Origin of the sequence: Jannaschia faecimaris, from assembly GCF_900107415.1 — a bacterium.
Classification (GTDB): Bacteria; Pseudomonadota; Alphaproteobacteria; order Rhodobacterales; family Rhodobacteraceae; genus Jannaschia; species Jannaschia faecimaris.
In genome coordinates, this window is sequence record NZ_FNPX01000012.1 from 45,403 (window position 1) to 57,623 (window position 12,221).

Annotated in this window: 11 protein-coding genes and 2 tRNA genes; 8 read left to right on the top strand and 5 right to left on the bottom strand. The window is 62.3% G+C overall.

Annotated features, from left to right (window positions below):
• Nucleotides 1–79: 79 nt before the first annotated feature.
• The gene (gene tyrS, locus BLV27_RS12900; protein WP_092646633.1) at nt 80–1,333 is read right to left on the bottom strand and encodes a tyrosine--tRNA ligase; all 1,254 of its coding nucleotides are present in this window, start codon (nt 1,331–1,333) and stop codon (nt 80–82) included.
• Nucleotides 1,334–1,399: 66 nt separating this feature from the next.
• On the opposite strand from tyrS, the gene BLV27_RS12905 reads away from it, so the two are divergent.
• The 4 genes from BLV27_RS12905 to pgi are packed head-to-tail and all read left to right on the top strand — an operon-like array spanning nt 1,400 to nt 6,298.
• Entirely contained in the window at nt 1,400–2,545 is a 1,146-nt protein-coding gene (locus BLV27_RS12905) for an anhydro-N-acetylmuramic acid kinase (RefSeq protein ID WP_092646635.1), read from the top strand.
• Nucleotides 2,546–2,571: 26 nt separating this feature from the next.
• The gene (zwf, locus tag BLV27_RS12910) at nt 2,572–4,026 is read left to right on the top strand and encodes a glucose-6-phosphate dehydrogenase (RefSeq protein WP_092646637.1); all 1,455 of its coding nucleotides are present in this window, start codon (nt 2,572–2,574) and stop codon (nt 4,024–4,026) included.
• A complete protein-coding gene (pgl, locus tag BLV27_RS12915) occupies nt 4,023–4,697 on the top strand; it encodes a 6-phosphogluconolactonase (protein ID WP_342024948.1) in 675 nt (224 codons plus the stop codon). Before zwf ends, pgl begins: the two co-directional genes overlap by 4 nt.
• 11 nt (nt 4,698–4,708) lie before the next feature.
• Nucleotides 4,709–6,298 (top strand): glucose-6-phosphate isomerase, encoded by a 1,590-nt coding sequence (pgi, locus tag BLV27_RS12920; protein WP_092646639.1) that lies wholly within the window; start codon nt 4,709–4,711, stop codon nt 6,296–6,298.
• A gap of 45 nt (nt 6,299–6,343) precedes the next feature.
• Here the strand turns inward: pgi and BLV27_RS12925 are convergent, their stop codons facing one another.
• The 3 genes from BLV27_RS12925 to BLV27_RS12935 all read right to left on the bottom strand — a co-directional run bounded on the left by BLV27_RS12925 (nt 6,344) and on the right by BLV27_RS12935 (nt 8,200).
• Nucleotides 6,344–6,826 (bottom strand): acyl-CoA thioesterase, encoded by a 483-nt coding sequence (locus tag BLV27_RS12925; protein ID WP_092646641.1) that lies wholly within the window; start codon nt 6,824–6,826, stop codon nt 6,344–6,346.
• Between the two features lie 352 nt (nt 6,827–7,178).
• Nucleotides 7,179–7,253: transfer RNA gene (locus tag BLV27_RS12930), tRNA-Asn, on the bottom strand.
• Between the two features lie 59 nt (nt 7,254–7,312).
• Nucleotides 7,313–8,200, bottom strand: a complete 888-nt coding sequence (locus BLV27_RS12935) for an MBL fold metallo-hydrolase (protein ID WP_244504657.1) — start codon at nt 8,198–8,200, stop codon at nt 7,313–7,315.
• Between BLV27_RS12935 and BLV27_RS12940 the strand changes: the two genes are divergently transcribed.
• Nucleotides 8,199–9,479, top strand: coding sequence for an ATP-binding protein (locus BLV27_RS12940; RefSeq protein WP_092646645.1), 1,281 nt, complete (start codon nt 8,199–8,201; stop codon nt 9,477–9,479). The two genes, BLV27_RS12935 and BLV27_RS12940, sit on opposite strands and share 2 nt — an antisense overlap.
• Nucleotides 9,480–9,910: 431 nt before the next feature.
• Here BLV27_RS12940 and BLV27_RS12945 read toward each other — a convergent pair.
• A tRNA-Ile gene (locus BLV27_RS12945) sits at nt 9,911–9,987 on the bottom strand.
• 67 nt (nt 9,988–10,054) lie between these two features.
• Between BLV27_RS12945 and BLV27_RS12950 the strand changes: the two genes are divergently transcribed.
• The 3 genes from BLV27_RS12950 to purN all read left to right on the top strand — a co-directional run bounded on the left by BLV27_RS12950 (nt 10,055) and on the right by purN (nt 12,204).
• A complete protein-coding gene (locus tag BLV27_RS12950) occupies nt 10,055–10,480 on the top strand; it encodes an ABZJ_00895 family protein (protein ID WP_092646647.1) in 426 nt (141 codons plus the stop codon).
• A 64-nt stretch (nt 10,481–10,544) separates the two neighbouring features.
• On the top strand, nt 10,545–11,594 hold the full coding sequence (gene purM / locus BLV27_RS12955; RefSeq protein ID WP_092646649.1) for a phosphoribosylformylglycinamidine cyclo-ligase: 1,050 nt from the start codon (nt 10,545–10,547) through the stop codon (nt 11,592–11,594).
• A gap of 4 nt (nt 11,595–11,598) precedes the next feature.
• Complete coding sequence (gene purN, locus BLV27_RS12960; protein WP_092646651.1) at nt 11,599–12,204, top strand: phosphoribosylglycinamide formyltransferase; 606 nt, start codon at nt 11,599–11,601, stop codon at nt 12,202–12,204.
• Nucleotides 12,205–12,221 lie beyond the last annotated feature (17 nt).

Sequence of the window (12,221 nt, forward strand, 5' to 3'; positions counted from 1 at the left end):
GGCGATCCTCCTTCGAATTTTTGTACGTGAGTGTTGCGCGTCCAAATAGTAAAACCGATGACCCCGGTTTTTGTTCCGATCAGTCTTGAACTTTTACGAGGGCGTGGCGTTTGCGCCCCGCCGAAAGCTTCACTTGACCAGACAGTGTGGCGGCGTCCAGCACCAGACCGGCGTCCGTCACGGTGTCGTCGTTCAGTCTGGCACCGCCCTCCGCGATCAGGCGCTTGGCTTCCTTGCCCGACTTGGCAAGCCCCGCGCGCACGATCAGTTGCACCACGGAGATACCATCAGCCGCCTCTGCCGTCGTGACCGTGGCAGTCGGCAGATCATCGCCTGCGCCGCCCTTTTCGAAGACTTCGCGCGCCGTGGCCTCGGCGGCTGCGGCGGCTTCGGCCCCGTGCAAGAGGGTCGTCACCTCGTTGGCAAGCCGGATCTTGGCGTCGTTTATGGTGGACCCTTCAAGCGCGCCCAATCGGTCGCACTCGGCAATATCCAGTTCAGTATAGAGCTTCAGGAACCGTCCCACGTCCGCGTCAGTCGTGTTGCGCCAGAATTGCCAGAACTCATAGGGCGACAGCAGATCGGAGTTCAGCCAGATCGCGCCGTGCTGCGATTTGCCCATTTTCTTGCCGTCCGACGTGGTCAGCAGCGGGGAGGTCAGGCCGAAGACCTGATCATCCAGAATGCGCCGGGTCAGGTCTATACCGTTGACGATGTTGCCCCACTGATCGCTGCCGCCCATCTGGAGCAGGCAACCGTAGCGGCGATGCAGTTCCATGAAGTCGTAGGCCTGAAGGATCATGTAGTTGAATTCCAGGAACGACAGTGATTGCTCGCGGTCCAGACGGGATTTCACGCTCTCGAATGCCAGCATCCGGTTGACCGAAAAATGCCGCCCCACGTCGCGCAGGAACTCCAAATAGTTCAATCCGTCCAGCCACTCGGCGTTGTTCACCATTACCGCGTCGGTCGGTGCATCTCCAAAGGTGACATAAGGGGCGAACGCCGCCTTGATCCCTTCGATGTTGCTGTCGATCTGCTCGGGCGTCAGTAGGGGGCGTTCGTCTGCGCGAAAGCTGGGGTCACCTACCTTGGTGGTGCCGCCGCCCATAAGGACGATCGGCTTGTGCCCTGTCTTTTGCAGCCAGCGCAGCATCATGATCTGGATGAGCGATCCTACGTGCAGCGACGTCGCAGTCGCGTCAAAGCCGATATATCCCGGCACCACACCAGCGACCAAGGCCTCGTCCAACGCCTGATAGTCGGTGCAGTCGGCCAGGAAGCCGCGCTCCATCATCACGCGCATGAAGTCTGATTTGGGGTGGTAGGTCATGGGTCTTTCGGTCCATTTCTATGCGGTGACCCGCCTTAGCGCGGGCAAGGGCCGAGGGGAACCCAGATGGAGCAGATCCGTGCGCTAGGGGCGATGTCCGGAACGTCGATGGACGGCGTGGATGCTGCCGTTGTTATGACCGACGGCGAGAGCATCGCCGGGTTCGGCCCGCACGGATACTTGGAATATTCTACCGATGACCGCGCCGCCATCGCCCGCGCCGTGGGACAGTGGCAGGGAGATCCGGACGTGGCCGCCGCAGCCGAGGTAGTGGAAACATGCCATGCGCGGCTGTTGTCGCGGTTTGACGCGGATGTCGTGGGGTTTCACGGTCAAACGCTGGCCCACGACCCCGCGAACCGGCGCACCCATCAGGCGGGCGATGGTGCGGTCTTGGCCGAAGTTCTGGAAATTCCCGTTGTCTGGGATTTTCGCACGACCGATGTCACTTTGGGTGGGGAGGGGGCACCCCTGGCCCCGGCGTATCACCATGCCTGCGCGCGTTGGATCGGTGCAACGGAGCCGCTTGCCATTCTGAACCTCGGAGGCGTGGGCAATCTGACTTGGATTGATCCCGGTAAGCCGATGGAGGCCGAGGGCGCGCTTTTGGCCTTCGACACCGGGCCCGCGAACGCGCCGATCAACGACCTTTGCATGGATTGGCTTGGCCAACCGTTCGACCGCGATGGGGCGCTGGCGCGCGAAGGCGTGGCTGATGCGGACCTTGTCTCGCAATTGATGGAAAACGGGTATTTTTTTCGAATGCCGCCCAAGTCCCTCGACCGCGACTCTTTTCGGCAGGCGGGGGCCGCGATAGACGCTTTGCCGCCAAGTCACGCAGCGGCGACGTGGGTGGCTGTCATCGCCGCAAGCGTGGCCCACGCCCTCGATCAATGCCCAACGGTGCCGACACGCCTGCTGGTGACGGGCGGGGGGCGGTTGAACCCGGCGATCATGGAGGCACTTGCGGGTTTGCCAACCCGGGTCGACCCTATCGAGGCGGCGGGCTTGAACGGCGACATGCTGGAGGCGCAGGCCTTTGCCTTTCTCGCAGTGCGTGTGCTGCGCGGCCTTCCAACCAGTTTTCCCGGAACGACCGGTGTATCGGCAAATGTCGGCGGCGGCGAGGTCAGCCGCCGGGCTGGCATCTTGGACAGCCTGCCCAACAGCGCTAGACACGCGGGGACGCGACAGGTAACGAAACCCCGTTAGCGGTAACACAATTCGGAGAAGCATCCATGGTCTCCCGCACGATCCCCGTAGATCCCTTTGACCTGGTCCTGTTCGGGGCGACCGGCGATCTCGCCAAGCGCAAGATCCTGCCGTCACTCTACCGACGGTTCACTGCCGGGCAGATGCCGACCGACGCGCGCGTCATCGGGGCGGCCCGGTCGGAATTGTCGCAAGACGAATTTCACACGCTGGTGCGCGACGCGATCGAGGCCTACGTATCTGACACCATGAAGGACGCCGCCACGATCGACGCTTTCATTGCGCAGTGCTCCTATATCGCGATCGACGCGAAGGGCGAAGGTGGATGGGAAGAACTGAAGACCAGCGTCCGCGACGAAGTGGTGAAAGCGTTTTATTTTTCGGTCGCGCCAGCGATTTTCGGGCCCTTGGCCGAAAAGCTTCGAAGCCATGGAATTGCCTGCGAAAACAGCCGCCTGGTGGTCGAGAAGCCGTTCGGCATCGACTTGGAGACGGCCAAAAAGCTCAACGATGACCTGGCTGCCAGTTTCCACGAGACACAAATCTACCGTATCGACCATTTTCTGGGTAAGGAAACGGTGCAGAACCTGATGGCCGTCCGCTTTGCCAACGTTCTGTTCGAGCCGCTTTGGAACGAACGGTATATCGATCACGTGCAGATCACGGTGGCCGAGACTGTTGGCGTCGGTGGGCGCGGATCGTACTATGACAAGTCGGGCGCGATGCGCGATATGGTGCAGAACCACCTGATGCAGCTGCTGTGCCTGACGGCGATGGAGCCGCCTGCGGCCTTTGATCCGGACCGCCTGCGCGACGAAAAGCTCAAGGTGATCCGCGCGCTGGATCCTGTCGCGCCCAAGAATATCGTGCGCGGACAGTACAAGGCGGGGCCGGATCCGTCATACCTCGAAGATGCGGAAAACCCCGACAGCAAGACCGAATGCTACATCGCGATGAAAGTCTGCATTTCGAACTGGCGCTGGAAACACACGCCGTTCTACCTTCGCACCGGCAAGCGGATGAGCAAGCGCATGTCCGAGATCGTGGTGCAGTTCAAGGAAACCCCGCATTCCATTTTTGATCGTGACGAAGGTTCGACCGCGAATGCCTTGACGATTCGGCTCCAGCCGGACGAGGGTATGGACCTGTCGGTTACCATCAAAGAGCCGGGGCCGGGCGGCATGCGGCTGGTTAATGTGCCGTTGGACATGAGTTTTGCCGACGCTCTTGGCCCGGACGGGGAAGAAATCCCTGACGCATATGAGCGGCTGATCATGGATGTGATCCGCGGCAACCAGACCTTGTTCATGCGCGGTGACGAGGTCGAGGCCGCTTGGGCTTGGACCGATCCGATCATCGATGCCTGGGAGGCGCGGGGGGATAAGCCGCAACCCTATGCGCAAGGCTCGTCTGGGCCCGAGGAGGCCTTGGCCATGATGTTGCGCGACGGGCGTCGCTGGCGTGATCTGGAGACTGGATGATGGAATTTCGAAGCTATCCTGACCGTGAACTCCTGGCGATGGGGCTGGCCGACGCACTGGCCAGCGACCTCAAAAACTGTCTGCTGACGCATGACTGGGTTAGCCTCTGTGTCCCAGGCGGCACATCGCCGGGAGATACGTTCCGCATGCTTTCTGGCGTCGCGCTCGACTGGGATCGCGTGCACGTGTTCCTGAACGACGAACGTTGGGTTCCCGAGGGCCACGACCGCTCAAATACCAGCCTGCTCCGGGCGACGTTGCTGACTGATCGGGCATCTAAGGCAAAGCTGGTGCCGATGGTGAACGATGCCGATACGCCTGAGGAAGGCATCCCCGCGCTGGAGGCCGGGTTTGCGTCCGAACTGCCGATTTCAGTGCTGCTTCTCGGTATGGGCGCGGACATGCACACCGCCAGCCTTTTCCCCGGTGCCGACAAACTCGACCTTGCCATGTCGGCCGATGCGCCGATCCTTGTGCCGATGCGCGCCGAGAGGGCCGGAGAGCCGCGGATCACTCTGTCGCGCCGCGTGCTGGCCGATGCAATGGAAACCCATGTCCTGATCATGGGTGACGAAAAACGAACCGTGTTGGAGCGCGCGCGCAACCAAGACCCGATGGATGCCCCGATTGCGGCCTTCCTGAAGGATGCCGTGGTTCACTGGGCCCCCTGAGGAGAGACACGATGGATTTCTGGACCGGGATCGAAACCCTCCGCGCGCAGCCCAAGGCGCGCATTTCCGATTTATTGGCTAATTATAACAGAACTGCGAGAATGAAGGCTGAATTCGGGCCTTTTATGTTCGATATGTCCAAGACGGCGCTGACTGCCGAGGCGCTCGATGCGCTCTTGAATATGGCCTCAGGGGTGCCGGGCCGGCGCGACGCGATGTTTGCGGGCGACAGGATCAACGCGACTGAAGACAGGGCCGTCCTGCACACCGCGTTGCGCGGCAACCGTCCCGTGGTGGTCGATGGGCAGGACGTGATGCCGGGCGTGCATGCCACCCTGGAGCGGATGCGGGACTTCGCCGCCGACGTGCGGGACGGCACCTTTCAGGGGCAGGGCGGGCGCATCACGGATGTGGTGAACATCGGCATCGGCGGCTCGGACCTGGGTCCGGCGATGGCGGTTCTGGCGCTCGCCCCGTTCCACGATGGCCCCCGTTGTCATTTCGTTTCGAACGTGGATGGGGCCGACTGGGAGGATACGGCCAAGACGCTTGACCCGGCCACAACGCTTGTGATCGTGGCCTCCAAGACATTCACCACCATAGAGACGCTGACGAACGCCAATACCGCGCGCGATTGGATGGCTGATACGGTGGATGATCCGACCGCACAATTCGCCGCGCTGTCGACCGCGCAGGACAAGACCGGTGCCTTTGGTATCGACCCGTCGCGGGTGTTTGGATTCGAGGATTGGGTCGGCGGACGCTACTCCGTCTGGGGGCCGATCGGCCTGTCGTTGATGCTGGCGATCGGGCCGGGCAATTTCGACGCTTTTCTCAAGGGCGCAAGGGAGATGGACGACCACTTCCGCACTGCCCCCTTGGCCGAAAACCTGCCGGTGCTATTGGCACTTCAGGGGATCTGGCACCACCAGGTCTGCGGCTACCCGACACGCGCCGTTCTGCCATATGATAACCGGCTGTCGCGTCTGCCAGCCTATCTTCAGCAACTGGAGATGGAGAGCAACGGCAAAAGCGTGACAATGGCCGGCGATCCGCTGCCCGGCCCCGCCGGCCCCGTCGTCTGGGGAGAGCCGGGAACGAACGGGCAGCACGCCTTCTACCAGTTGATCCACCAAGGGAAGACGCCCGTACCATGCGAATTCATGGTCGCCGCCATGGGGGCGGAACCGGGGTTGGACCATCACCACAAATTGCTCATTGCGAATTGCCTGGCGCAATCGGAGGCCTTGCTCAAGGGGCGGAGTCATGCCGAGGCCCGTGCGCTGATCGCCGACCGGTTCTCGGGCGATGAACTGGAGCGTCAGGCAGCACATCGCGTTTTCGAGGGCAACCGCCCGTCCACCACGCTTATCTATCCACGCCTTACCCCCGACGTGCTTGGCGGGATCATAGCGCTTTATGAACATCGGGTCTTCGTCGAGGGCGTGATGCTAGACATCAACAGTTTTGACCAGTGGGGCGTGGAGTTAGGCAAGGAACTGGCAACCTCGCTCGGTCCGCTGGTGGATGGCGGCGATGCGTCGGATAAGGATGCGTCGACGCAAGCTCTGCTTGGCCAGCTTTTGGCATGGCGGACTTAACGCCGTTGACTTGATGATATGCCGGGGTTCACGGCTGCCCCCGGCTCAACCCTCGAAGATCGAACCATCCCGTTCCTTGAATGCGCGCGTATAGCTGTCGGGCAGCCGTTTTCGGGTCACGAAATCCGCCTCCATCAAGACGATCACCGCTGTGCTTGTCGCGCAGAGTTTTTTATCGTGCCAAACGCCATACTCCATCGTCCACGATGTGTTGCGGAAGGCGCGTGTGCGGCCGGCCACGATGTAGACATCCTCAAGGTGCAAGGGAACCTTGTAGTCGACGGCCACGGATTTCAGGACGAGCACCGGCCGCTCCCCGGTACGGGAGTAATCGCCGATGCCATAGGCGCGTAGGTAGGCGATGCGGGCTGTCTCGAACCAGCTAAGGTATCGGGCGTTGTTTACGTGTTCGAGGACGTCGAGTTCATGAAACCGCACGCGGTCGCCCATGCCGAAAGCGAACGGCGCGGGGATGCCTTGGTCGCGCAGATGCGCGATTGACAACGGAGTCAGGAGTGGAAAATCCATGCCCCCGCTTCTAGCGCAGCGGTCCTGCGGCGCAACCGCATTGGGATTGTCTTTCAAGTCTTCGCAACGATGGGCAGGTCATGCAGATCGAAGCGAACGGCGCGAGCATCGTTCCGGGGATCAGTCCGACCTTTTGGATCAACGAAATTAACCCACTCAGTCTCGCTTTGAGAATCCGGACTGTATTCGTCTCGAGTAAAAATACCCAGTAGCTCTCAGCGCGGCATCTGGCCTTGCAGGCAAGCACGACGTGCGCTGCGTTGATGGGCCATACAGGCCACGCCATTTTGGGAACGGGGAGCGTCAAAACCAAGAAGCACTTAGCGGTTATGCGCTAAGTGCTTCAAATGCTTGGCTCCGGCGGTAGGGATCGAACCTACGACCAATTGATTAACAGTCAACTGCTCTACCGCTGAGCTACGCCGGAATACCGAGGGCGGGATTAGCCAAGGGCGCGGTGCCGCGCAAGGGGGTCGCGTGTTTTTTTCACGATTGTTCGTATGTGGCGTCGGGGCCGACGTCTGGGAAGGCGACGGCGCGCTTGGTCTCGACCAAGTGAATCAGATGGGCCAGAACGTTACGCGCCGCAGCGCCGTGCAATGCGGCTGGGGTATCGGCGTAGATCCGGGCGACCAGCTCGGGAATCGTGGGGGCATCGGGCAGGGCCGCGAATATTGAGGCCTCCCGTGTCAGACGGTGCGCGCGCAGTGCGCGGCAACGGGCCGTTGGGTCACCCACGGGGCCGCCGTGGCCGCAGTGGAAGGTGGCTGCGTCCAGCGCCTCAAGAATGTCGAGCGATGCCATGAACTGTCCAAGGTCGCCATCCGGAGGTGAGATCATCGTGCTGGCCCAGCCCATGATCGTGTCACCGGTAAAGACGGCGCGCGTCTCGGACCATTCAAAACTCAGATGATTCGCCATGTGACCAGGCGTGTGGTGCGCGCGCAGCGTCCAGCCGTCGCCTGCCACCTCGTCGCCCTGGGCCAGCAGTGCATCTGGAGCAAAGCTGTGGTCCAGGCCCTCCCCGCCGCCAAGGTGGGTCAGGCGAGTCATCGTCGCGGAGCGCCCGGTGTGCGACGCGCCGAAGGCCAAGACCGGAATATTGCCCAGCCGCGACCGTAGTGGTTCGGCCCCGGGCGAGTGGTCCAAGTGCGAATGGGTAACGAGGATCGCGCGCACCGGGCGGCCCGCGATCGCCGTCTGAAGCGCGTCCAAATGCGCCGGGATTGCAGGGCCGGGGTCGATCACGGCAACATCGTCATGGCCCAACACAAAGGAATTCGTGCCGCCGTATGTCATCGGCGAGGGGTTCGGGGCCAGCACGCGGATCAGCCCGCTTTCCTTGCTCTCGCCCGAAGGATAGCCTTCGTCCATGTCCATCTCCAATGATCCCTTCAGGCGGGCGGCATCGCGGCGTTGGCTTCCGCGCAGCTTCTATGCGCGCGCGGCGCTGATCCTGATCCTGCCGGTCGTCACGCTGCAACTTGCCGTGGCGGTGATGTTCCTGCAACGCCATTACGAAGATGTCACTGTCCAGATGACGTCGAACATGAGCCGGGAAATCGAATTGGTCCGTGCGCGCCCCGACTTGGCGTCGGAGTTGCAGATCAGTTTGGTGGATCCGCCCGAGGCGATGCGCGTGAGGGCGTGGGATCTGTCGGGTCGCGCCATGCGCGAGGAATTAATGCAGCGGTTCCCCGACCTGCTGTCCGTAGATACCGTTTCATCAGACAAGGCCGTGGTTCTTGGGTTCGGGGACGGCGTGGGGCTGCAATTCGCGCGTTCCGACGTGTCGGCGGCCAACCCGCACCAGCTTCTGGTCCTGATGATGGCGACGGCGCTGATCATGACTGCGGTTTCGGCGTTGTTCATGCGTGGGCAAATTCGGCCGATTCGGCGGCTGGCGCGCGCGGCACAGGCGTTTGGGCGGGGCCAAGCCGCAGATTTCCGGCCTTCGGGTGCCACGGAAGTGCGCGCTGCAGGGATGGCATTCCTTGAAATGCGCGCCCGGATTGAGCGGCACATCGAACAGCGGACATTGCTTTTGTCAGGGGTCAGCCACGACCTGCGTACGCCGCTCACGCGGATGAAGCTTGAACTGTCGATGATGGATGCTCCCGAGGCGTCAGCCTTGGCCGATGACGTTACCGCGATGGAGAGGATCATCGACACCTTCCTGGAATTCGCGCGCGAAAGCTCAAATGACGAACGAAAGAACGCTGACCTTTTGCCTCTGGTGCAGGCTGCCGTAGACATGGCGGCACCGGGCCAGGGAATTACCGTCGATGGCGCGCCGGTTCAGGCCGACGTCTATCCTGACGGGCTGCAACGCGCGGTCACGAACTTGGTGAAGAATGCATTGCGTTATGGCAATCGGGTGCAGGTGTCGGTTCAGGCCGGGACGTCGGTTGTGGTGATCATCGTGGAGGACGACGGCCCCGGCATCCCCGAAAGCGACCGGGAGGAGGCCATGCGGCCCTTCGCGCGCCTTGACAACGCGCGGTCGAACACGGCCGGAAATGTTGGCCTGGGCCTGAGCATCGTACGTGACGTGGCCCGGGCGCATGGTGGTGCGCTGCGTCTTGGCAAATCGGATATGGGTGGCCTGAAGGCAGAACTCGTGCTGCCGCAATCGCGGGACGGAAAATGGTAGGCCCGGCAGGATCAAAAAAAATATATATAACAGGACTTTGTGGATCAGGACCCATCGATTTGGTTACGGCTGCCGAGGTTGCCTGGTTCAAGTCCCCAACTTCGGGGGCGCGACATGAGCGACTTGTACCGGCTGAGCGAAGCTCAGCTTGCGTAGCTTCGGCCTTACTTACCAAGAGCCATGGGGTGCCGCGGGTTCAGCGCCCGGCAGGGAATTGCAAAGGCAGTGTTCCGAAAGGGATGACAGCTTCGTTTTGAGAGGAATTGTAGGGCGTGGAAGACCTTGGGTCATAGCAAGTTGACTTATTGCACAGGTGCACTCTGGGCTAATGGCGTGGGGCACGCGCCTTGTAAGCCGTTGAGTCGGATAGCGGCCCATGCGGTAAGCATGGCCCGCCTTATATGCTTGTTCATAAAGGAAAAACGGAGTTTTGGTAGGCCCGGCAGGACTCGAACCCGCAACCAAAGCGTTATGAGCGCTCTGCTCTAACCAATTGAGCTACAGGCCCCCGTCCGCTAGGGCGTATCAGACGTGCCGCGCCCGTCAAGACTGCGGGGCCAACATCGAGGAATGATATGTCGGACACCGCCCCCCGTACGCCCTACCTCGGGCGCTACACCCTGATCCTGATCGGCGGGATTGTTGCGCTGATGGTGATGAACGCCGTGCTTCTCGGGGTGCTGGGCGTTCCCATCCCTGCTGGTGCGGCGACAATCATACCGCCCATGATCGCCGCCCTGGTGGCAGGGCAGACCTGGGGAAAGGAGCGTGGTGTCGTACCCGAGAACGGGCCGGCTTGGCGCTTTGCCATCGTGGCCGCTCTGATTTTCGCCGTGGTGCAGATTCCCCTGACAATGATCGGGCTGGCATCGATGGGGGCCGCGGGGCAGGCGAGCCTCGGGTTCGTAGCAGGTCTCATCGCAGTCACCACGGTAATTGTCGTGCTGTCGAATCGCTGGTTCGTGGTGGTTGGGGCCAAGGGCGCGGTCAAGCAGCGTTGAAGCGGGCCGGGGGGCCTGCTAGGCCGCGCGCGGTATATAGACGGCTCATTGAACGGGGAATCGCATGTCGGACGCAAAACAAGGCCTGACCTACAGCGGTGCAGGCGTGGACATCGACGCGGGCAACGCGCTGGTCGATCGGATCAAGCCCGCCGCGAAGGCCACGCAGCGTCCCGGCACAATGGCCGGCCTGGGTGGTTTTGGTGCGTTGTTCGATCTCAAGGGGGCGGGCTACGAAGATCCTATCCTTGTGGCGGCGACTGACGGGGTTGGCACCAAGTTGCGGCTCGCGATCGACACGGGCAAGCTTGATACAGTCGGCGTGGATCTGGTGGCGATGTGCGTCAATGATTTGGTCTGCCAAGGCGCGGAGCCGTTGTTCTTCCTTGATTATTTCGCGACCGGCAAGCTGCTGACCGAGGAGGCCGCGACCATCATCGAGGGGATCGCAGCCGGCTGCGCCGCATCGGGCTGTGCGCTGATCGGGGGCGAGACGGCGGAGATGCCGGGCATGTACCACGCGGGCGATTTCGACCTCGCGGGCTTTGCCGTGGGCGCGATGGAGCGTGGAACCGACCTGCCCGCAGGTGTGTCCGAGGGCGATGTCCTGCTGGGGTTGGGGTCGAATGGCGTGCATTCCAACGGCTTTTCGCTGGTGCGTCGGGTGGCCGATCATGTGGGTTTGACGTGGACCGATGCGGCCCCGTTCGAAGACGGTCCGGTGGGTGAGGCGTTGCTGGCTCCGACGCGGCTTTACGTCCTGCCTGCGTTGGCGGCGATTCGCGCCGGTGGTGTGCACGCGCTGGCCCATATTACCGGTGGCGGCCTGACCGAGAACCTGCCCCGTGTCCTGCCTGAAGATCTGGGCTGTGACATCGACCTGTCGTCATGGACCCCGCCCGCCGTCTTCGGCTGGCTGGCCGAAGCGGGGAACGTGGCCCAATCCGAGATGCTCAAGACATTCAACTGCGGCATCGGCATGGTGCTGGTCTGCGCGCCCGACCGGGCTGACGCATTGGCTGAACTGCTGTCGTCCGCGGGCGAGTCGGTCAGTCGCCTTGGTATCGTTACGACGGGGGCGGGCGTACGCTATTCCGGCACGCCGAATTGGTGAGCCGGTGAAGCGTGTCGCGATCCTGATTTCCGGCGGCGGCTCCAACATGGTGACGCTGGCCGAGAGCATGGTGGGCGATCATCCGGCGCGCCCCTGCCTTGTGGCGTCGAATAATCCCGATGCAGATGGCCTGCCCAGGGCGCAGGCGATGGGGATCGAGACGGCCGCCATCGACCATCGCGCTTATCCCGACCGCGCCGCGTTCGAGGCTGCGTTGCACGCACGCCTGCTGGCGTCCGCCCCCGATATCATCGCGCTCGCCGGGTTCATGCGCATCCTGACAGGCGACTTCACTGCGAAATGGGCGGGCCGGATTCTGAACATCCATCCCTCGCTCCTGCCGAAATACAAGGGCCTGCACACCCACGCCCGCGCGATCGAGGCGGGCGATGCGCAGGCTGGTTGTTCCGTGCACGAAGTGACGGCCGAATTGGACGACGGGCCGATCCTCGGGCAAGCACGCGTGCCAATCCTGCCGGGCGATACCGAGGCCGATCTGGCCGCCCGCGTGCTTGTGCAGGAGCACCGTCTTTACCCGGCCGTTTTGCGCAGGTTCGCTGCGGATAACCGCGCACGTCTGGACCTTCCCCCCGTGGTCGAAGTCGACTAAACGGACTCAATGATTTT

What these genes read in the sequence shown, in the direction of transcription:
- tyrS (WP_092646633.1), bottom strand. Translation starts at nt 1,333, where the DNA reads ATGACCTACCACCCCAAATCAGACTTCATGCGCGTGATGATGGAGCGC.
- BLV27_RS12905 (WP_092646635.1), top strand. Translation starts at nt 1,400, where the DNA reads ATGGAGCAGATCCGTGCGCTAGGGGCGATGTCCGGAACGTCGATGGAC.
- zwf (WP_092646637.1), top strand. Translation starts at nt 2,572, where the DNA reads ATGGTCTCCCGCACGATCCCCGTAGATCCCTTTGACCTGGTCCTGTTC.
- pgl (WP_342024948.1), top strand. Translation starts at nt 4,023, where the DNA reads ATGATGGAATTTCGAAGCTATCCTGACCGTGAACTCCTGGCGATGGGG.
- pgi (WP_092646639.1), top strand. Translation starts at nt 4,709, where the DNA reads ATGGATTTCTGGACCGGGATCGAAACCCTCCGCGCGCAGCCCAAGGCG.
- BLV27_RS12925 (WP_092646641.1), bottom strand. Translation starts at nt 6,826, where the DNA reads ATGGATTTTCCACTCCTGACTCCGTTGTCAATCGCGCATCTGCGCGAC.
- BLV27_RS12940 (WP_092646645.1), top strand. Translation starts at nt 8,199, where the DNA reads ATGTCCATCTCCAATGATCCCTTCAGGCGGGCGGCATCGCGGCGTTGG.
- BLV27_RS12935 (WP_244504657.1), bottom strand. Translation starts at nt 8,200, where the DNA reads ATGGACGAAGGCTATCCTTCGGGCGAGAGCAAGGAAAGCGGGCTGATC.
- BLV27_RS12950 (WP_092646647.1), top strand. Translation starts at nt 10,055, where the DNA reads ATGTCGGACACCGCCCCCCGTACGCCCTACCTCGGGCGCTACACCCTG.
- purM (WP_092646649.1), top strand. Translation starts at nt 10,545, where the DNA reads ATGTCGGACGCAAAACAAGGCCTGACCTACAGCGGTGCAGGCGTGGAC.